General features: G+C 70.2%; 19 protein-coding genes. 8 read left to right on the top strand and 11 right to left on the bottom strand.

The annotated features are described in order from the left end of the window. Positions 1 to 58 precede the first annotated feature (58 nt). The gene (locus JJ691_RS36160) at positions 59 to 856 is read left to right on the top strand and encodes a metallophosphoesterase (protein WP_249227236.1); all 798 of its coding nucleotides are present in this window, start codon (positions 59 to 61) and stop codon (positions 854 to 856) included. Here the strand turns inward: JJ691_RS36160 and JJ691_RS36155 are convergent. Continuing rightward, a complete protein-coding gene (locus JJ691_RS36155; protein ID WP_211764029.1) occupies positions 853 to 1,293 on the bottom strand; it encodes a GNAT family N-acetyltransferase in 441 nt (146 codons plus the stop codon). The genes JJ691_RS36160 and JJ691_RS36155 overlap by 4 nt on opposite strands. Before the next feature lie 74 nt (positions 1,294 to 1,367). On the opposite strand from JJ691_RS36155, the gene JJ691_RS36150 reads away from it, so the two are divergent. Together JJ691_RS36150 and JJ691_RS36145 are read left to right on the top strand one after the other, a co-directional pair. After that, positions 1,368 to 3,011: an AMP-binding protein gene (locus JJ691_RS36150; RefSeq protein WP_211764028.1), complete on the top strand. Its 1,644-nt coding sequence runs from the start codon at positions 1,368 to 1,370 to the stop codon at positions 3,009 to 3,011. A 60-nt stretch (positions 3,012 to 3,071) separates the two neighbouring features. Next, the gene (locus tag JJ691_RS36145) at positions 3,072 to 4,382 is read left to right on the top strand and encodes a M14 family zinc carboxypeptidase (protein WP_211764027.1); all 1,311 of its coding nucleotides are present in this window, start codon (positions 3,072 to 3,074) and stop codon (positions 4,380 to 4,382) included. A 138-nt stretch (positions 4,383 to 4,520) separates the two neighbouring features. Here JJ691_RS36145 and JJ691_RS36140 read toward each other — a convergent pair whose 3' ends face one another. Genes JJ691_RS36140 through JJ691_RS36115 form a run of 6 tightly spaced genes read right to left on the bottom strand, consistent with a single transcriptional unit; the run spans position 4,521 to position 9,819 of the window. Further along, complete coding sequence (locus JJ691_RS36140) at positions 4,521 to 5,000, bottom strand: hypothetical protein (protein WP_211764026.1); 480 nt, start codon at positions 4,998 to 5,000, stop codon at positions 4,521 to 4,523. A gap of 19 nt (positions 5,001 to 5,019) precedes the next feature. Further along, on the bottom strand, positions 5,020 to 6,255 hold the full coding sequence (locus JJ691_RS36135) for a YVTN family beta-propeller repeat protein (protein ID WP_249227235.1): 1,236 nt from the start codon (positions 6,253 to 6,255) through the stop codon (positions 5,020 to 5,022). Positions 6,256 to 6,259: 4 nt separating this feature from the next. Further along, positions 6,260 to 7,036 carry a polysaccharide deacetylase family protein gene (locus JJ691_RS36130; protein WP_211764025.1) on the bottom strand — a complete coding sequence of 259 codons (777 nt, stop codon included), beginning with the start codon at positions 7,034 to 7,036 and terminating at the stop codon, positions 6,260 to 6,262. Next, complete coding sequence (locus JJ691_RS36125; RefSeq protein ID WP_211764024.1) at positions 7,033 to 8,232, bottom strand: Nramp family divalent metal transporter; 1,200 nt, start codon at positions 8,230 to 8,232, stop codon at positions 7,033 to 7,035. Before JJ691_RS36125 ends, JJ691_RS36130 begins: the two co-directional genes overlap by 4 nt. A 49-nt stretch (positions 8,233 to 8,281) precedes the next feature. After that, entirely contained in the window at positions 8,282 to 9,229 is a 948-nt protein-coding gene (locus JJ691_RS36120) for a R2-like ligand-binding oxidase (RefSeq protein ID WP_211764023.1), read from the bottom strand. Next, positions 9,226 to 9,819: a TetR/AcrR family transcriptional regulator gene (locus JJ691_RS36115; RefSeq protein ID WP_211764022.1), complete on the bottom strand. Its 594-nt coding sequence runs from the start codon at positions 9,817 to 9,819 to the stop codon at positions 9,226 to 9,228. Before JJ691_RS36115 ends, JJ691_RS36120 begins: the two co-directional genes overlap by 4 nt. 341 nt (positions 9,820 to 10,160) lie before the next feature. Between JJ691_RS36115 and JJ691_RS36110 the strand changes: the two genes are divergently transcribed. Further along, positions 10,161 to 10,793: an HAD family hydrolase gene (locus JJ691_RS36110; protein ID WP_211764021.1), complete on the top strand. Its 633-nt coding sequence runs from the start codon at positions 10,161 to 10,163 to the stop codon at positions 10,791 to 10,793. Between the two features lie 302 nt (positions 10,794 to 11,095). On the opposite strand, the gene JJ691_RS36105 is transcribed toward JJ691_RS36110, so the two are convergent. After that, entirely contained in the window at positions 11,096 to 11,308 is a 213-nt protein-coding gene (locus tag JJ691_RS36105) for a hypothetical protein (RefSeq protein ID WP_211772277.1), read from the bottom strand. Positions 11,309 to 11,424: 116 nt separating this feature from the next. On the opposite strand from JJ691_RS36105, the gene JJ691_RS36100 reads away from it, so the two are divergent. Next, on the top strand, positions 11,425 to 11,811 hold the full coding sequence (locus JJ691_RS36100; RefSeq protein WP_211764020.1) for a cold-shock protein: 387 nt from the start codon (positions 11,425 to 11,427) through the stop codon (positions 11,809 to 11,811). A gap of 11 nt (positions 11,812 to 11,822) precedes the next feature. Then, a complete protein-coding gene (locus tag JJ691_RS36095) occupies positions 11,823 to 12,242 on the top strand; it encodes a Clp protease N-terminal domain-containing protein (protein ID WP_211764019.1) in 420 nt (139 codons plus the stop codon). Here JJ691_RS36095 and JJ691_RS36090 read toward each other — a convergent pair. From JJ691_RS36090 to JJ691_RS36080, 3 genes are all read right to left on the bottom strand, one after another. After that, complete coding sequence (locus JJ691_RS36090; RefSeq protein ID WP_211764018.1) at positions 12,230 to 12,712, bottom strand: DUF2771 family protein; 483 nt, start codon at positions 12,710 to 12,712, stop codon at positions 12,230 to 12,232. The genes JJ691_RS36095 and JJ691_RS36090 overlap by 13 nt on opposite strands. 123 nt (positions 12,713 to 12,835) lie before the next feature. Next, the gene (locus tag JJ691_RS36085) at positions 12,836 to 14,473 is read right to left on the bottom strand and encodes an MFS transporter (RefSeq protein ID WP_211771921.1); all 1,638 of its coding nucleotides are present in this window, start codon (positions 14,471 to 14,473) and stop codon (positions 12,836 to 12,838) included. 155 nt (positions 14,474 to 14,628) lie between these two features. Further along, the gene (locus tag JJ691_RS36080) at positions 14,629 to 15,366 is read right to left on the bottom strand and encodes a glutaminyl-peptide cyclotransferase (protein WP_306291328.1); all 738 of its coding nucleotides are present in this window, start codon (positions 15,364 to 15,366) and stop codon (positions 14,629 to 14,631) included. 67 nt (positions 15,367 to 15,433) lie between these two features. On the opposite strand from JJ691_RS36080, the gene JJ691_RS36075 reads away from it, so the two are divergent. Both JJ691_RS36075 and JJ691_RS36070 read left to right on the top strand, forming a co-directional pair. Further along, the gene (locus JJ691_RS36075) at positions 15,434 to 16,186 is read left to right on the top strand and encodes a DUF3027 domain-containing protein (RefSeq protein WP_249227234.1); all 753 of its coding nucleotides are present in this window, start codon (positions 15,434 to 15,436) and stop codon (positions 16,184 to 16,186) included. Further along, a complete protein-coding gene (locus JJ691_RS36070) occupies positions 16,183 to 19,134 on the top strand; it encodes a sacsin N-terminal ATP-binding-like domain-containing protein (RefSeq protein WP_211764015.1) in 2,952 nt (983 codons plus the stop codon). Before JJ691_RS36075 ends, JJ691_RS36070 begins: the two co-directional genes overlap by 4 nt. Positions 19,135 to 19,256 lie beyond the last annotated feature (122 nt).

Genomic DNA, 19,256 nt, shown 5'->3' with positions numbered 1-19,256 from the left:
CGCTCCGGTGACCGGTCCGCCCGGCGGCCGACGGGTCCGACCGCCTATCGTGGCCACCGTGGGCGACGACGAACGGGATGAGTCGGTGTTCGTGGTCGGTGACGTGCATGGCCACCTCTCCGAGCTGATCACCGCACTGCACACCGCCGGGCTGACCACCCCCGAGGGCCAGTGGTCCGGCGGCCGGCACCGCCTGTGGTTCCTCGGCGACTTCGTCGACCGCGGGCCCGACGGCATCGGCGTCATCGAGCTCGTCATGCGCCTGTCCGACCAGGCCGACCGGGCCGGCGGCTTCGTCGGCTCCCTGCTCGGCAACCACGAGGTCCTGCTGCTCGGCATGCACCTGTTCGGCGACACCCCGGTGCCCTCGGACTACGGCTTCCGCAGCTTCGCCCGCAGCTGGCACCTCAACGGCGGGCAGCTGTCCGACCAGACCCGGCTCACCGACCGCCACGTCCGCTGGCTCACCGACCGCCCCGTCGCCGTGGTCGTCGACGAGCACCTGCTGCTGCACTCCGACACCACCGCCTACCTGTCCTGGGGCGACTCGGTCGACGAGGTCAACGCCGCCGTCAAGGCCATCATGCAGGGCCGCGAGCTCACCTCCTGGTGGGACTGCTGGCACAAGATGACCACCCGCTTCGCCTTCCGCGGCGCCACCGGCGCCCAGACCGCCGACGAGATCATGGGCAAGTTCGGCGGCAAGCGCATCGTGCACGGCCACAGCATCATCGCCGACCAGCTCGGCATCGAACCCGAACAGGTCGAGGGCCCGCTCTCCTACGCTGACGACAAGGTCCTCGCTGTCGACGGCGGTCTGTTCGACGGCGGCCCCTGCCTGGTCGTCGAGCTCTAACCGAGCAGCCGGTCGTAGCTGATGAAGCCGCGAAAGGCGGCCATCTTGTCGTAGAGCGCGCGGGCTGGCTCGTTGTCCTGCTGGGTGTGCCAGTAGAGACGGGCCGCGCCCCGGTCCCGGGCCACCCCGGCGACGTGCTCGATCATCGCCCGCGCCGCTCCATGGCCCCGCGCGGCCTCGTCCACGAACAGATCCTGCAGATAGCATGACGCCGGCGCCCATGGGTTGGCCTGGAACAGGTAGTGGACGATGCCGATGACTTGCCCGTCGCCGAGCCGGGCGGCACTGCCGAACACGTCCTCGGCCCGCAGCAGCCGCTGCCAGGTCCGCTCATAACCCTCGTCGGACACCTCGGTCCGGTAGAACCGCTTGTATCCGCGCGCCAATGCCTCCCAGCGGGCGCGATCCTCCGACCGTAGTGGACTGACCTCGATCATTCCTCGATTATCGCGCGTGCTCTGACCGGCCTACCCCCGCTCGGGGGTGGCAGTGGCGCCCGTCACAGGCGAGGATGGGCCGCATGGTCGCACTGCCCGCATACGCCTCAGGAACCTCGGACGTGTCGCTGCTCGGCGACACCATCGGCGACAACCTGGACCGCACGGTCGCCCGGGTCGGCGACCGGGACGCGCTGGTCGAGCGGGCCTCCGGTCGGCGGTGGACGTACGCGGAGCTGGCGGCGGACGTGGACGCGGTGGCGCTCGGCCTGCGGGCTCTCGGCGTGGCCAAGGGCGACCGGGTCGGCATCTGGGCCCCGAACTGCGCCGAGTGGGTGCTGGCCCAGTACGCCACGGCGAAGCTGGGCGCGATCCTGGTCAACATCAACCCGGCCTACCGCGTGCACGAGCTGGAGTTCGTGCTCAACCAGGCCGAGGTGGCCACGCTGATCGCCACGCCGACGTTCAAGACCTCCGACTACGAGGCGATGATCAACGAGGTGCGGCCGAACTGCCCGGCCCTGGCCACGGTCCTGCTGATCGGCCGTCCGGAGTGGACGGAGCTGGTCGAGACCGGCAAGCGGGCGGATCGCGGCGCGCTCAAGGAGATCCGGCTCTCGCCGGACGACCCGATCAACATCCAGTACACCTCGGGCACCACCGGCTTCCCCAAGGGCGCGACCCTGTCGCACCACAACATCCTCAACAACGGCTTCTTCGTCGGCGAGCTCTGCGGCTACACCGAGCAGGACCGGGTCTGCATCCCGGTGCCCTTCTACCACTGCTTCGGCATGGTGATGGGCAATCTCGGCGCGACCACGCACGGCGCCTGCATGGTGATCCCGGCGCCGGCGTTCGACGCGAAGTCCACTTTGGACGCCGTGCAGGCCGAGCGCTGCACGTCGCTCTACGGCGTGCCGACGATGTTCATCGCCGAGCTGGCCCTGCCCGACTTCGCCGACCACGACCTGTCCAGCCTGCGCACCGGCATCATGGCCGGCTCGCCGTGCCCGGTCGAGGTGATGAAGCAGGTCATCGACCGGATGGGCATGACCGAGGTGACCATCTGCTACGGCATGACCGAGACCTCCCCGGTGTCCACCCAGACCCGCGCCGACGACTCGGTGGACCGCCGGGTGGCCACGGTCGGCCGGGTGCACCCGCACCTGGAGGTCAAGATCGTCGACCCGGTCACCGGCCTCACCGCGGCCCGCGGCGAGCAGGGCGAGCTGTGCACCCGCGGCTACTCGGTGATGCTCGGCTACTGGGGCCAGCCGGACAAGACCGCCGAGGTGATCGACGCGGCCCGCTGGATGCACACCGGCGACCTGGCCGTGATGGACGACGACGGCTATGTCGCGATCACCGGCCGGATCAAGGACATGGTCATCCGCGGCGGCGAGAACGTCTATCCGCGTGAGGTGGAGGAATTCCTCTACACCCACCCGGATGTGTTGGACGCGCAGGTGATCGGCGTGCCCGACGAGCGCTACGGCGAGGAGTTGATGGCCTGGATCCGGCTGCGCCCCGGGGCCGAGCCGATCACTGTCGAGGCGATGCGCGCGTACTGCGCCGGAAAGCTGGCCCACTACAAGATTCCCCGCTACGTGCACGTGGTCGACGAGTTCCCGATGACGGTGACCGGCAAGATCCGCAAGGTCGAGATGCGGGAACGGGCAGTGGAGATCCTCCGGGCGAACCAGACGAACGGCGGGTAGTCAGGCGCACATACCGTGTCGGTATGGTTACGCGGCGCCATTCCGATGTGAGGAGCCGCCATGAGGCCACGCGCCCTGATCCGCATCGCCGCCGGAGTCGCCGCACTGCTGCTCGTCGGATCCGCCTCCGCGGCCGCCGGCGACGACACGCCGGTGATGTGGAGCGTGCCGGTCACCGGTGACCAGGTCAACCAACTCGTCGCCGCCGGCTTCGACGTGGCCGAGACCGGTGGCGACGGCGTCGCCTACGTGACCGGCACCAACCAGACCGCGCAGTCGTTGCGCGACTTGGGATATCGGCCGACCGAGTTCGACACGATCTACAAGGACCTGCCCGCGCAGCGCTCCCTGGCCGCCGGCACCTTCTACGGCGGCTACCGGACCGTGGCCAGCCAGGAGCAGCACCTCAGCCAGGTCGCGAGCGCGCACCCGGACCTGGCCACGGTGTACGACATCGGCGACTCGTGGCTGAAGGCCAAGGGCAAGGGCGGCCACGACATCGAGGCCATCTGCCTGACCAAGAAGAAGACCGGCGACTGCGCGCTGTCCACCACCTCGCCCAAGCCCAAGTTCACGCTGATGGCCCAGATCCACGCCCGTGAGATCTCCACCGGCGAGCTGGCCTGGCGCTGGATCGACTACCTGGTCAACGGATACGGCTCCGACAGCACGGCAACGTCCATTCTGGACACCACCGAGGTGTGGGTGATCCCGATCGCCAACCCGGACGGCGTCGACGCGGTGGCCTCCGGCGGCAACTCGCCGAAGATGCAGCGCAAGAACGAGGACAACAGCCACGGCTCGTGCACCGGCACCGACGTGGGCATCGACCTCAACCGCAACTCCACCTTCAAGTGGGGCGGCGACTCCAGCGACCCGTGCGCCGAGACCTACCAGGGTCCGGCCAAGGGCAGCGAGCCGGAGGTCACCGGGCTGGAGAAGTTCTTCCGGTCCATCTACCCGGTGCAGCGCGGCAGCGGGGACAACGACCCGGCGCCGGTGACCGCCCGCGGCACGATGATCACGATGCACAGCTACGGCAACGACATCATCATTCCCTGGGGCTGGACCGACAAGACCTCGCCCAACGACGCGCAGTACCGGGTGCTGGGCAAGAAGATGGCCGCCTCCAACGGATACACCGTCGACACCAACGGCGGCACCGTCGGCTACGAGACGCCCGGCACCACCGACGACTTCACCTACGGCACGCTCGGCGTGGCCAGCTTCACCATCGAGGTCGGCGCGGCCAGCGGCACCTGCGGCGGCTTCTTCCCGAAGTACTCGTGCGTGGACAGCAAGTTCTGGCCGGACATGAAGGGCGCCTTCATCGTCGCGGCCCAGGCGGCCGCCGCCCCGTACAAGCAGTAAGTCGCGTTGTCGACAAAGCGGCCTCCGGCGCGTCCCGCGTCGGGGGCCGCTCACTGTCCGAAGTGGAATGATCACCCGATCTAGCGATACAGGTGCGGCTGCCCTCTCGGCCGGAGTACACCATGATCACCGTGTGACTCATCGGGAACTGCCAGCCAGCGGTCGAGGATGCTTCGCCGCGGTGGTGATCGCCCCCATCGCCGCCTTCGCCGGCCTGACGGCGCTCACCACCCTGCTCATCGGCCACGACGACCCGGCGGCCGGACCGTCGTTCGGGTTGCCGCACCTGACCAGGGCCAGCGAGACGGCGGCGCTGGAAACCGAGGAGAGCTCGACGGAGCCGCCCGGCAGCACGATCGCCGAGCAGCCGCTCGCCCTCCGCAAGCCCGACACCGGCAAGCCGGCTGCGCCGAAAACGACCACCACCGTCACCGTGCCGGCGACCGTGGTGGCTGCGTCGTCGACGCGGGCCGCCGGAACGTCGACGCAGTGCACGGGCCGGACCAAACCCGAGGCGACAACCACCACCACGACAACGCCGCCGAAGACCACGACTACGGCTAGCAGCACGACGTCGCCGACGACCACCACCCCGTCGTCGACGACAACCGTTGCCACGACGACAAAGCCGCCTACCTCAACGGGTAATGCCGGTGTGCCCAAGCGAGTACCGCCCCGGAAGGGGCCACACGCATAGCCCGTGCGGCTGGTTGCCGACCGGGATCTTCTTGAGCAGCGATCCGTCCTTTGTGGACAGAACGTAGACGACGCGGTCGTAGCGGCCGGACAGCCACAGCTGGGAGCCGTCGGCGGTCACGTTGCCCATGTCCGGGCTGCCGCCGCCGGGGATCTTCCACTTCGTCTGCACCGCGCCGGTGTACGAGTCGAGCACGCTGACCGAGCCCTCGTGCCGGTTGGTGACGTACAACTGCTTGGCGTCACGGGAAAGGTAGAGCCCGTGCGCGCCACCGCCGGTCGGGATGAAGCGCAGCACCTTCGTCGCCGCGCCGTCGAGCACCCACAGGCCGTTCGCGTCCGAGTCGGCGATGTAGTAGACGGAGCCGTCCGGCGCCAGCTTGATGTCCTGCGGCCCCATCACGGTGTGCCGCTGTGGCATGTCGATCATCCGGAGCAGCTTGTGCGAGGCGATGTCGACGACCGCCACCCGGCCGGCGAACTCGCAGGTGAACACCGCGGTGCGGCCGTCGGGGCTGAAGTCGGCGTGGTCGATGCCGGCGCAGTCCGGCGCCGCCGTCTCGTCCTGCTGCTTCCAGGTGTTCGGGTCGTACCAGACCAGCTTGCGCAACCGCTCGGCCACCGAGATGGCGAACTTGCCGTCCGGCGTGAAGTACATGTTGTACGGGTCGACGACCGGGATCTGCTTGCCCGGCTTGCCGGTCCGCGGATCGAACGGCAGCAGGTGATCGCCCTCGTCGTCGGTGGCGTACAGGGTGCGCATGTCGAACGAGGGCACCACGTGCTGCAGTTCCCTGCCCGCCGGGTACTTGGCGACCACCTGGAACGTCGCCGGGTCGATCACCCACACGTCACCGGATCCGCTGTGCGGCACGTAGACCAGCGGCTTGTCCTGCTTCACCGAGTCCAGCACCATGTTCGGGCCCGCGTTGGCGTAGACGTTGTGCGGGTCGGACACCGGCGGCATGCCGGTAAGACTGTCCACAAGGGACTTCGGTGTGGTCGTGGTTGTCGTCGGCGGCGCGGCCGAGGTGGCCGAGGTCGCGGTCGACGCCGACGACATGGCGGGCGTCGTGGGCGCGGTGGACGGAGATTCGTCGGCGGCGGTGGCCGACTTGCACGCCGTCAGCGACGCGACGAATGCGAGCGCGAGCAGCGCCCGAGCAGGGATGCGCAACTTCTCACCTCAGCAGTTCGGTCGCGGTCACCGGCGTCAGGCCCCGGTTCGCGAGATCGGTCAGGATGCCGGGCAGCGCCTGCACCGTGCCGGGATGGCCCAGGTGCATGCTCACCACGCTGCCCGCCTCGGCGGCGGCCGTCGCCCGCCGGATCGCGACCGCGCCGGGATCCGTCCAGTCCAGCGAGTCCACGTCGTAGGACAGTGCTGTCGCATAGCCCGCCTTGCCGGCCGCCGCGAGCTCACGCGCCGTGGCGTGCTGGCCCTGCGACTGGCGGAAGAACGTGCCCGGCGTTCCGACCACTTTGGACAGTGCGTCCCGGCAGCGCTCGATCTCGGTCAGCATCGGCGCCGGCTGGTAGCTCTCCAGGTCCGGGTGGCTCCAGGTGTGGTTGCCCAACTCGTGGCCGCCGTCCCGGACCATGCGCGCCCCGTCCGGGGTGTCGGTCAGCCAGGTGCCGACCGCGAACACCGTGATCTTGGCGTTGTGCTGGGCCAGCAGCGCCATGACCTGGCGGGTGATCTCCAGCGGGCCGGCGCCGTGGAAGGTCAGCGCCACTTCCGGCCGGCCGCTCGTCGCCCGGACCACCTCCACCGCCGGACTACCCGGGGCGCGCGTGGTCGTTGTTGTTGTGGTCGTTGTCGTCGTGACTGGCGGCGTTGTCGTCACGCGCGTGGTCGTGCTGGAACTGGGAGCGGCGGTCGGCGGTCCGGCGCATCCGGCCAGGGCGGTGGTCGCGGCGATTCCGAGCGCGGCTCGACGAGTGATACGCCGGGTCACGTCGTAAGTATGGCCAGTGCCACGTTGAGAGCGATCACGACCCCGGCGATCAGCCCTGCTACCGCTGTTGTTCCCGGCCGGTTCACCGCGTCGCCCATCACCGTGCGCTTCGCCGTCAACACCACCAGTGGCACCAGCGCGAACGGGATCCCGAACGACAGCACCACCTGCGACGCCACCAGCGCCTTCGTCGGATCCGCGCCCAGCGCCAGCACCACGATCGCCGGCAGCAGCGTCGCCACCCTCCGGGCCAGCAACGGAACCCGCTTGCGCAGCAGGCCCTCCATCACCACCGCGCCCGCGTAACAGCCGACCGATGTGGACGCCAGGCCCGAAGCCAGCAGACCGACCGCGAACAACAGCGCCACCCCAGCCCCGAGCGCGTCACCCACCGCCGTGTGCACCCCGTCCAGCGAACTCGCGTCCGTGTGGCCGCCCAATGCCGTCGCCGCCAACAGCACCATCGCCAGGTTGACCGTGCCCGCCAGCACCATCGCCAGGCCCACGTCCGCCTTCGTGACCCCCAGCTTTCCCTTGTCCGCCCCGAACCTGTCTCGGGCCAGCGCGCTGTGCAGGTACACCACGTGCGGCATCACCGTCGCCCCGAGCATTCCCGCCGCCAGCACCAAACTGTCGACTCCGTCGAACCTCGGCACCAGCCCCTCGAGCACCTTCGCCGGCTCCGGCGGCGCCACGAACAGGCCGGCCACGAACCCCACCGCGATCACCAGCAGCAGTCCCGTGATCACTCGCTCGAATCTGGACTGGCCCGCCCGGTTCTGCACCGCCAGCAGTGCTGTGGACACCGCCCCCGTGATGATTCCGCCCAGCAGCAACGGCAGTCCGAACAGGATGCTCAGCGCGATCGCCCCGCCCAGCACCTCCGCCAGGTCCGTCGCCACCGCCACCAGCTCCGCCTGCGCCCAGTAGAGCACCCTCGTGCCTCTGGGCAGCCTCTCCCGCAGTAGCTCCGGCAACGACCTCCCCGTGACCAGTCCCACCTTCGCCGACAGGTACTGCACCAGCCCCGCCATCGCGTTGGCCGCCGCCACCACCCACACCAGCAGGTACCCGTATTTCGCCCCTGCCTGCGTGTTCGTCGCCACGTTGCCCGGATCCACATAGGCGATCGCCGCCACGAACGCCGGCCCCAGCAACCCCGCCCGCTCCCGCAACCGGTCCGCGATCGACACCATTACTGCAACTTACTTGCATTAATCACGCTCGGGCCAGTACCCGCCAGCGTCACACTTGCGCCAGCACCGCCGCGTCCTCGTCCCCGAACTGGTCCTCCAGTCGCTCCGGCGTGTAGTCCAGGTCGATCTTCGCCACGTCCGCGCCGCGGGCGGACTCGATCGCGCCGAGGCGCCGCTGCGCGCGATCGCCGGCGTAGCTGACGAACTCGGTCACATCGAGGTCGAAGGCGGTCGGGTCGACGTGGTCGAGCACCCACTCGATGGCCGCCAGGGCATGTGGCACCAGCTCGCCCATGCGCTGGGTGACGGTGTCCCAGTTGGAGTCGTCGGCGGCGACGTGCCGGCGGCAGGTGAAGGTGCCCCAGGCCATGTGCCGGCGCTCGTCGTCGCCGATGCGGCGGACCAGCTCCTGCATGCCGGGCAGGATGCCACGGCTCTTGCACACCTTGTTCCACGCGTAGTAGCCGGTCAGCGCGAGCGTGCCCTCGACGATGTGGTTGTAGGTGACGCTGGCCCTGATCTGCGCCGTTGGGCTGTGGTCGTGCTCCAGCAGTCGTAGCGCCTCCGGCAGCTCCTCGTAGAAGATCTTGCGGTAGCCCGGGTTGTCGGCGACGTAGGAGTGCAGGTCCCCGGTCAGGCCGACGGCGTCCATCCAGCGCCGGAACACCTCGGTGTGCCGGGCCTCCTCGAACGCGAACTGGGTGAGATACATCTCGTCGCCGATGCGGCCCTCGGCCGCCATGGCCCGCATGAACGGCTGGATGTCCTCGGTCACGGCCTCCTCGCCGGCGACGAACATGGCGACCAGATAGGTGGCGTTGGCCCGCTGCGCGTCGGTCAGCTCGGCCCAGTCCCGGGCGTCCTGGCTGAAGTCGATGTCGGCCGGATTCCAGAACTTGACGTTGCCCTTGGCGAACAGCCGTAGCGGCAGGTGGTCCCAGTTGAAGCCGCCGCGTAGTGAGTGGAATCCGGTCCGGTGCAGGTTGTCCGCGGTCATCGGGGTGCCTCCGGGATCAGTCGGCGCATCAGGGCGGTGATGGTGGCGACGGCCTCGTCGACCGTGCTGGTGGGGGTCAGCAGATGGCTGACCGTCAGCCGCATGCCGGTCTCGGCGAGCAGCCGGATCTCCGAATCGGGCAGCCATGGCATACGCACGAGCCACAGCTGGGCGAGCAGGTCGACGGCCGGCAGCAGCACCGGCCGGCCCTTGGTGGTCAGCAGCGGCAGCAGATCCTCGGCGTCGGTGCCGGTGAGGATGGCGTTGACGAGCCGGTTCTCCGCCGCGTGGGTCAAGGTGTGACGCACTGCTGCAGAGATGCCGCTTTCGACATCGGGTGCGTCCATGAAGCGCTGCGCCACCCCTTGCAGGAACTCCGCGACCGTCTGCGCGGCGACGGCGTTGACCAACGCCTCCTTGGTGCCGAACTCGTTGTGCACGGTCTGCCTGCTCACGCCGGTCGCCGCCGCCACGTCGGCCATTCGCATGCCACGAAAGCCCCGGTCCGCGAGCAGCTCCGCGGCCGTGGCGATGAGCTGCGCCCGCAGAGATTCGCGCACGCGCTCGACGAATGGTGTGACCTGGCTCATATCTTTAGCTTGACATGATTGGCTCTGGTGTCAAGGCCCTGGACATATGCCGATTCATGTCAACGAAGCAGACACGCGCTGATGGATGACTAGCGAGAGAACATCCACCTGCTGGCGACCGCCGTCTGGACACAACCTTCTGGGCGACACGTCCCTGGACGCCAAGCTGTCGGCGACAAGCACTTGGACACCAGACCAGAGATGTCAAGCAGCTGGACATTTAGTCGCAGATGACAAGCTGGTGGACAACCTGCCCTCGACGACAAGAAGTGGACCTTCAGCCCCGGGCGGCCGGCGGGCGGGCCCAAAAACGCCTGGTGTCAGCGGTTAGGGTCGGTGGTGTGGCGCTGACAGTGGGCTTCGACCTCGACATGACCCTCATCGACGCCAGGCCCGGTGTGGCCGCGGCCATCGACCAGGTAGGCGCCGAATTCGGCGTGGCACTCGACGGCTCGGACTTCGCGTCCCGGCTCGGCCCGCCGTTGCAGGACATGTTCCGCGACGCCGGCATGGACGAGGCGATCATCCCCGCGCTGATGGACCGGTACCGGGCCCTCTATCCGACCGTGGTGATCGCCACCACCGTCGCCATGCCCGGCGCCGAGGAGGCGATGGCCGCCGTCCGCGACCTGGACGGCCGCGTCGTCGTGATCACCGGCAAGTACGAGCCCAACGCCCGCCTGCACGTCGAGGCCCTCGGCTGGCAGATCGACCATCTCAAGGGCGAGCTGTGGTCGTCCGCGAAAGGCACCGTGCTGCGCGAGCAGGGAGCCGCCATCTACGTCGGCGACCACGTCGGTGACATGCGCGGGGCGCTGGAAGCCGACGCCGTGGCCGTGGCCGTCACGACCGGCCCCTGCGACCGCCGCGAACTTGTGGACGCCGGTGCCGAGGTCGTGCTGACCAGCCTGAAGGAGTTCCCGGCCTGGCTGGCCGACAACGCCGACCGGTTCACGCAACCGATGGCCGGCTGAGTTGTCCACAGGCCGCGCCCAACCAAGATCGACTAGGCATCCCCGCAGGTAGACTGGCAGCGGGGCCGGCCCCCTGGGTCGGGTGGGGGTGTGATGTTGGGCGGCACTCCGGCAAGTCGAACTGCGAACTGCGGGTGAGCGTGGCACGCCTGGGGGCGCGTCAACGCGCGCGCCTGGTGGCGAGCCTGCGCGGCAGCAGGCGGCTGGCCGGCTACACGGCCACAGTCGCGAGGCCCGGCTCGCTACCCAGAATCAGCCCCTGAGCAGCGGAAACATACTTCGCGATCCGTGGGGAGCGGTCGTCAGGAGCGGCGGCGGTTTTGCAGGAAGACGGCGACCAGGCCCATGGCCAGGCCGATCGGGGTGAGCAGGACGCCGGGCACGTTCAGCCACAGGGGCAGATCGCGGGCGCCGCTCGCGTAGAGGCTGAAGATGACTGCGAGGGCCACCAGGCCGAGCGCGAAGACCACCATGGACAGCGTCATCAGCTTGCCGCCGGGCACCGACCTCGTCATGCCCTCAGCGTAACTCGACATCACCCCAGTCCCGCCGCCGATGCCCTACCCTTGAGGTTCGCGCCCAGGGCACGTCCCCGGGCGCGTTCGTTGTGTGCAGCGGAGAGGTGAGCACAGTGCCGACCGGCAGGGTCAAGTGGTACGACACGGAAAAGGGATTCGGCTTCGTCACCCAGGACGGTGGCGAAGACGTCTACGTTCGTGCGTCCGCACTGCCGCCCGGGCTTGAAGGACTCAAGACCGGCCAGCGCATCGAGTTCGGCATGGCCGAGGGCCGGCGCGGACCGCAGGCGCTGTCGGTGCGGCTGGTCGACGCCCCGCCCTCGGTGGCGGAGGCCAAGCGCCGTCCCGCCGAGGAGCTGCACGGCCTGATCGAGGACATGATCAAGGTGCTGGAGGCGAAGATCCAGCCGGACCTGCGCCGCGGCCGCTACCCGGACCGCAAGACGGCGAAGCTGATCGCCGAGCTGGTCCGCGGCGTCGCCCGGGACCTCGACCCGTAGATCGATCGGTGATGTCGGAGCAGACGAGCAGGATGCTCGCGATCGCCCGGCGGGAGGCCCGCGCTCAGGTGAGCAGCGGTCACCTCCTGCTGGGCGCGCTCCATCCGGACGGCGACGACGTGCTGCGCCGCATCGATCTCGACGTCGACCTGGACGAGATCCGTGAGCACGTGCGCGTGCTCACGGACGGGCCGTCGGATCCGCACGCCCGGCTCAGCGCTCGTGTGAAGCGCGTGCTCACCGAGCACGGGTCTACTCGGGACGTGCTGGTGGCGCTGCTCGACGACCCGGAGTCCACGGCGGCGCGGGCACTGGTCCGCGCTGGGCTGGACCTCACGGACCTGTGCGAACGCGTGTCGGCGCTGTCGGGCAAACGCAAGGCGACCAAGGTCGCTCGTCAGCTGAAGTACAGCGACCGTCAGCCCTTCTGACCGGCGACCGACAGCACCCAGGTCGCGCCGACCACGAACTGCGGCTCTCCGGTGTTCGGGTCGAGCGTCAGGACGCCGGCGTAGCGCTGCACCTCGGCGGTCTCCAGCTGGGCCGCGCCCGGCAGCTCAAGCGTGTAGGCCAGCCGCTCGCCCGCGCCGAAGACCGCGGTGCGGCCCTCCTGCTCCTGGCCGTTCTGCTTGAACTTGAACGTCACCTGCCACGCGGCGTTGCCGATCTCGGTGGGCACGGAGATCTGCACCGGCTTGTTCGGCGGCACCGCCAGCGTCGCGCCGGCCGCCGGGTCGGCGGCGCACTTGTTGACCTGGAGGTCGCAGTACTCGGACGGGCCAGTGGCCACGGTGGTGTTCACCGCGAAGAAGGTCACCTGCGGCAGCGGCGGCGCCGAACACGCCGAGGCCAGCACACCCGCGCCGACCAACACCAGCGGGACAAGGCGTTTCGCGCTCACATCCGACGAGCCTACGGTGGCAGGTCAGGCCCACCGGCCCCGGGGCCAGTGGTGATCGGTTGAGGTGGCCCGGGGTGTGCGGGCGGCAGGCGGTGAACCCGCATCGGCGCAGCCGGCGCGGGTTCAGGGCGATGACCCCGGCGCGGTGGCGCCCGGGGCTGGGCGGTGGTGGTTGGGGCGGGTCACCGGGTCCGACTTCAGCGGACGGCGGCGGCCCAGCCAGGGCAACAGGGTGCTGTCCCGGTTGACCATGACGGTCTGGGCCAGGCCGGCGGCCAGGAACAGGCCGACGACGGCGAAGCCGATCCAGTACTGGGCCGGCAGGAGCACGCCGAGGGCGCCGCCGAAGACCCAGCCGAACTGGAGGATGGTCTCGGACCGGCCGAAGGCCGAGGCCCGGGACTCCTCGGGGAGGTCGTCCTGGATGGTGGCGTCGAGACTGATCTTGGCCAGGGCGCTGCCGACGGAGCCGACGAGGGCGAGCGCCACCACAGTGGGGACGCCGGGAATCAGGGCGGCGACGACGGTCATGCCCAGGATCGCGCTCAGGGCGCTGATGATCACCTGGTCGGGGCGGCCGAACTGCAGGCGGGCGCCGATGCCGTTGCCGAGGAAGTTGCCGAGGCCGGCAGCGGCGCCAATGACACCGAGCAGCACCAGCTGCTCGACAGGGGCGTGGTCGCGCTCGGTCTGGGCCTTGATCACGAAGGCGGCGAACAGCGTCAGGAACCCGGTCAGCACCCGGATGGTGCCGTTGCCCCACAGCGCCATCACGACCTGACGGCCGAGCGGCTGCCGGGTCTTCTGCCGCGGCTCGGCGCGTAGAGACGTAGGCACCTCGCCTTCGGTGACCTCGACCCAGGCCGGGATCCGCAGGCACAGGACTGCGTTGGCCACGCACAGGATGGCGGTGAACCACAGCGCGCCCGGCGAGTTGAACAGCTTGGCGAAGCCGGCGGCCAGGGCGCCGAAAACACCGGCCGCGGCCAGGCCGAACACGGTGAGCCGGGCGTTGGTCTTGACCAGCGTGATGTCGGGCGGCAACACCCGTGGCGTGACGGCGGCCTTGAGCACGTTGAACGACTTGGACAGCACCATGGTGCCCAGCGCCGCCGGATAGAGACCCCAGTCGTCGAAGTGCAGGGCCATCACCACGGCCAGCAGCGCCTGCCCGAAGCAGGACACGGCCAGCGCGAGCCGCCGGCCGTGCTGGATCTTGTCCAGCGCGGGCCCGATGACCGGGGCGATCACCGCGAACGGCGCGACGGTGATCAGCAGGTACAGCGCGACCTTGCCCTGGCTCTCGCCGGTCGCGGCCGAGAAGAACAGCGTGTTGGCCAGCGCGACGGCCAGCGTGGCGTCGGTGGCGTAGTTCATCATCACAGCCCAGGTCAGTGAGGCGAGCCCGGACTGGTCGGCGCCGTCGGCGTGCAGGGCGCGCTTGAACGCGTCGACGCCACGCTGCCCCAATTGCCGGCCGCGGTACATCGCGACCCTGGTCACAGTCAGTTTCCGGGGCGTGCGCGGCCCGCTGCTCGGCTGCTCGGGCGGCACGAACCGGTGCTCCTGGGCCGGGGGGCTCTCCCAATAGGTCGGGTCCTCGCGATGCGGAGGCGGCGGGTTCTCCCGACGGGTCGGCGGGTCCTCGCGGTAGGTGGGCGGGCTGTCCCGATACGTGGGTGGGTCCACGCGACGAGTCGGTGGGGGAGCCGTGCGGTAGGTCGGCGGCTCCTCTTCCTGCTGCCAGGGGTACCGCTGCATCGGCCGGGTCTGCGGCTTGGGCGCACGTGACCACTCGGCGACCAGGTCCGGGTCGTTCTGCACGGACTGCTGGCGCCGTCGGCTGGCCCCGCTCCAGCCGCGACGGGCGGAGCCAGGGTCGGAGTGGTCGGCGGACACACCTCAATCCTGCCGCACTACGAGCCGTCGTGTGTGAACCTCACCCGGTAGACCAGCGGCCAGCGCTTGCCGGTGACCAGGTACTCGCCCGGATCCGGCGCCACCGAGATGCCGTTGAGCACGTCGTCAGGGGTGGTGTCGTCGGCCGGGCCGAGCGCGGACAGGTCGGCCACGCCCTGCACGGCGCCGCTGGCCGGATCCACCCGAATGATCGTTTTCGTGGGGTACACGTTCGCCCACACCGAGCCGTCGGCGCACTCGAGCTCGTTCAGCTGGCCGTCGTAGTCGACCTGCACGTGCCCGAGCACGGCGAACGTCTTCGGGTCGCGGAACGTCAGCAGAGCGGTGCCGTCGCTCATCACCAGACGGTTGCCGTCGTAGCAGAGCCCCCAGCCCTCGTCCTGGAATGACGCAGTGCTGATGAGCTGCAGCGTTGCTCGATCGCGCACCATCGCGACGTTCTGCTGCCACGTCAGCTGCCAGATCTTGTCGCCGACCACGGCGATGCCCTCGCCGAAGTAATCCTTCGGCAGGTCGACGCTGTGGAGCACACGGCCGGTGCGCGGGTCCTCGGCGCGCAACGTGGACGAGCCCTGCAGCCCGGTGCTCTCGTACAGCACGCCGTCGGCCAGTTCGTAACCTTCCGTGAAGGCGGACGTGTCGTGGGGCAGCGTGCCGACCACTTCCACCCGCAGGTGCGGGGGCCCACCTGGGGCGGCGCAGCCCGCGAGCAACGCCACGGCAAGTAACAGCAAGGCTGCGCGCATCTCAAGAGCGTGACACGTGTGCGTCGGCGTTCCTCGCGTGCGGCACAATCGTCGGGTGACCGCACCGACCACCAGTGAGCAGCCTCCGAACCCGGTCCTCGCATCGGTTGTCGAACTGGCCCGGGCCGCCGCCCAGCAGGAGGCCGGCGACGAGCCGATCGGCGCGCACGCCGGCGTACTCGGCGAGGACGAGTCGTCGGTCACTCACCTGTTCGACGCGGCCCACCCCGGCTACGACGGCTGGCGCTGGGCCGTGACCATCGCGACCACCGGCGGCGACGACCCGGTGACGATCAGCGAGGTCGTGCTGCTGCCCGGCCCGGACGCGCTGGTGGCGCCGGACTGGGTGCCGTGGGGCGAGCGGGTCCGCGCCGGGGATCTGGGTGTCGGCGACCTGATGCCGACCACGCCGGACGACCCTCGGCTGGCGCCGGGCTACCTGGAGTCCGAGGACCCGGCGGTGGAGGAGGTCGCCCGTGAGGTCGGCCTTGGCCGCGTGCGGGTGCTGTCCCGGTTCGGCCGCCTGGAGTCGGCGCGCCGCTGGGAGGGGGGCGACTTCGGTCCGCGCAGCGACATGGCGCGTAGCGCGCCCGCCTACTGCGGCACCTGCGGCTTCTACCAGCAGCTCGCCGGCAGCCTGGGCGCCGCGTTCGGTGTGTGCACGAACGAGATCACGCCGGCCGACGGCCATGTCGTGAACGTCGAGTACGGCTGTGGCGCGCATTCCGAGGCCGAGGTCGACATGGGCTCGACGGTGCCGGTGGCCGAGCTGGTGTACGACGACACCGAACTCGAAGTCGAGCAGTGAGCGATTTCGGCGTCACAGACCTGCGTACCTCCGTCCTGCAGGCCTGGCGTGGCTCGCCGACCCGATTTCGTGAGGACGCCAACGCCGAGGAGGACCTGCGCCTCGGCGGTTACCGTGACCGGCTGCTCGTGGAGCTGGCGCAGAACGCGGCGGACGCCGCCGGCTCCGGCGGTGTGCTGCGGCTGTCCGTTGTGGACGGCGAGCTGCGGGCGGCGAACACCGGCGCGCCGCTGACCGAGGCCGGGGTGGCGGCGCTCGCCTCGTTACGAGCATCGGCCAAGCGCGGCACCGGCACGATCGGTCAGTTCGGCGTCGGCTTCGCCGCCGTGCTGGCGGTCACCGACGAGCCGCGCGTGGTGTCCACGACCGGCGGCGTGGCGTTCTCCGCCGCGCGCACCCGGGAACTGGTCGGCGACCTGCCCGAGGTGGCCGAGCGGGACGGCGCGGTGCCGGTGCTGCGGCTGGCGTGGCCGGTGCCGGACGACGAGCCGCCGGTGCCCGAGGGCTTCGACACCGAGGTGCGGCTGCCGCTGCGCCCGGAGGTCGACGCCGCCGAGCTGCTGGCCGAATGTGCCGCCGAGACACCGGATCTGCTGCTCGCCCTGCCCGGGCTGAGCCGGATCGAGGTCGGCGAGCACGCGTGGTGGCGTGAGGACAACGAGGACGGCACAGTCGTGCTGCACGGCCCGACCGGCCGTGTGCGATGGCTGCTGCGGCGCGCGTCCGGCGAGCTGGACGCAGCCGTGGTCGAAGGACTCGGCGTCGAGGCGCGGCAGCGCTCGGAATGGTCCGTGTGCTGGGCCGTGCCGATCGACGACGAGGACGTGCCGCGTCCGTTGGACGAGGACGTCCTGCACGCGCCGACGCCCACCGATGAGCGACTTTCCTTGCCGGCACGGCTGTTGGCCACGATCCCCGTTGAAGCCTCCCGCCGGCGGCTGATGCCGGGCGCCGCCACCGACGCGGTGCTGGCCGAGGCGGCGAGGGCGTACTCCGAGCTGGTGTTGGCGGTACGGCCGGAACATCGGACGCTGCTGGTTCCGCTGCCGGACTTCCCCAAGTCCGAAGTGGATGGTCAGCTGCGGGCGCTGGTGACGTCCGAGCTGCGCACCTCGGTCTGGCTTCCGTTGCAGGAGGGCGGTTTCGGCACCCCGGCCCGTTCGCGGGTGTTGGATGTGCTGGCCCCGGAGCTAGCCGACATGCTCGCCGACATCGTGGGCGGCTTGGCCAAGGCCGAGCTCTCCGGCACCGCACACGCCCGACAGCTTGCCGCGCTTGAGGTGCCGCGGCTGCGGCTGTCCGAGATCGTGGCGATCGTTTCCGGCCAGGACCGCGACCCGGCGTGGTGGGCCAGGCTGTACGCGGCGCTCGATCCCGTGGCGGAACAGGATTCCACCGCCCGTGAGGAGCTCGGCGGCCTGCCGGTGCCGTTGATCGACGGTCGGACCGTCACCGGTCCGCGGGACGTGCTGCTGCCGGACTTCGACCAGGAGACCCTGGCCGAACTGTCCACAATGGATGTCACTGGGCTGCGGGTCGCGCACCCCGATGCCGTGCACCGGTTGCTGGAGCGGCTCGGCGCGCGATCGGCCGGTCCGGCCGATCTGCTGGACGCGATGCGGACCGCCGTCGAGCGCAGCATGGACGACGCCGAGTCCGGTGTGGACACCACGTCGCTGGTGGATTTCGTGCTGTGGCTTACGGAATCGACCGGGGCGCGACGCGGTGAACGGCCGTGGCTGGGCACCCTGGCGCTGCCTGACGCCGACGGCGAGTTCCGCCACGCCGACGAGCTGATCCTGCCGTCGAGTCCACTGCGTGAGGTGTTCGCCGAGGACATGATCGGCAAGGACGCGCCGCTCGGCGTGCTCGCCGACGAGCTGGCCTCGCGGTGGACGCCGGACGTGCTGGCCGCGGTCGGTGTGATCGACTCGTTCGTGGTCGTCTTCGACGACTCGCCCGGCGGTCCCGATCACGAGCTGGCCGACGAGGAGGCGTGGTGGACGGCCGTCGACGGCGACCTCGACCCGCCGTCGACGTTCGCCGGCGTCCGCGATCTCGATCTTGTCGCCGATGACAAGTGGCCGGCCGCGTTGCGGCTGCTGGCCGCGGAACCCGAGACGTGGCAGGCGATTCTGCGGCCCGGCGGCTACACCTCGTGGTGGCTGGCCCGGCACGCGCGGCTGGCCGGTGCGTCGCCGCGGTCGTGGCGGCTGCCCGACGCCGACGCCCTGGCCGGCGTCTATGACCCGATCCCTGACGTCGGCGTGCGCACGGATCTGTTGGCCGCCATCGGTGTTCGCGCCTCGCTGGTCGTCACCGATGCTGCCGACGTGACGGATGTGTTGCAGCGCCTCGGTGATTCCACACGGGCCGTGCCGCCCGGTGTCGCGATGCGGGCCCATGGCGCGCTGGCCGAGGCCGTTCGCTCCGGCGCCGTCGAGGCCGGCGACGTCGAGCTCGACGAGCATGTCCGGGCCCTGAGCGGCGCTTCCGTCTCCGGCGAGCAGGTCGTCGTGCTCGATTCTCCTTGGCTCCTCGCCGCCTTCGCCCCGGACCAGGTCGTCGCGGCCGACCCCGACGACGCCGAGCCGTTGGCCGAGCTGCTCGACCTGCCCCTCGCCGCCGACGAGGTCGACGCCGATGCCCTCATCGGCGACGGGCAGCCCGTCAGCTGGTCCGACCTCGGCGCCGTCGTCGCCGCCAGCGAACTGCTCGACCGTCCCGTGCCCGACGGTCTTGTGGTCGTCTACGACGAGCTCTCCGTCCGGCGCGGCGACACCCGGTACCGCGTTGCCTGGTGGGTCACCGAGGACGGCGTCGTGCATGCCGAGGACACCCCCGCTGGGCTCTCCCGGGCCCTCGCGTGGGCCGTCGACCGCTGGCACGACCGCCACCTCCTCGCCGCCCTCCTCGACGACCCCACCGCGGCGACCTACCTGTCCTGACCAGCTCGTTCTCGGCTATCCACAGGTTGCCACCTGTCCACATGTGGATCTTGCCTCGCCTCGGGGACGGCCTTCGCTCGATAGACTGGAGCGGGGCCGGCCCCCGGGACGGGTGGGGGCTG

The organism is Kutzneria sp. CA-103260, from assembly GCF_018263855.1.
Taxonomy (GTDB): domain Bacteria; phylum Actinomycetota; class Actinomycetes; order Mycobacteriales; family Pseudonocardiaceae; genus Kutzneria.
The sequence above is the reverse complement of the archived record's forward strand: the minus strand, read 5'-3'. Positions and strand labels throughout refer to the sequence as shown.

Bases quoted from the DNA above. Each gene is read 5' to 3' on its own strand.
- JJ691_RS36120 (WP_211764023.1), bottom strand. From the start codon at position 9,229: ATGACCGCGGACAACCTGCACCGGACCGGATTCCACTCACTACGCGGC.
- JJ691_RS36155 (WP_211764029.1), bottom strand. From the start codon at position 1,293: ATGATCGAGGTCAGTCCACTACGGTCGGAGGATCGCGCCCGCTGGGAG.
- JJ691_RS36115 (WP_211764022.1), bottom strand. From the start codon at position 9,819: ATGAGCCAGGTCACACCATTCGTCGAGCGCGTGCGCGAATCTCTGCGG.
- JJ691_RS36150 (WP_211764028.1), top strand. From the start codon at position 1,368: ATGGGCCGCATGGTCGCACTGCCCGCATACGCCTCAGGAACCTCGGAC.
- JJ691_RS36145 (WP_211764027.1), top strand. From the start codon at position 3,072: ATGAGGCCACGCGCCCTGATCCGCATCGCCGCCGGAGTCGCCGCACTG.
- JJ691_RS36095 (WP_211764019.1), top strand. From the start codon at position 11,823: ATGTCGGAGCAGACGAGCAGGATGCTCGCGATCGCCCGGCGGGAGGCC.
- JJ691_RS36105 (WP_211772277.1), bottom strand. From the start codon at position 11,308: ATGACGAGGTCGGTGCCCGGCGGCAAGCTGATGACGCTGTCCATGGTG.
- JJ691_RS36125 (WP_211764024.1), bottom strand. From the start codon at position 8,232: ATGGTGTCGATCGCGGACCGGTTGCGGGAGCGGGCGGGGTTGCTGGGG.
- JJ691_RS36085 (WP_211771921.1), bottom strand. From the start codon at position 14,473: ATGCAGCGGTACCCCTGGCAGCAGGAAGAGGAGCCGCCGACCTACCGC.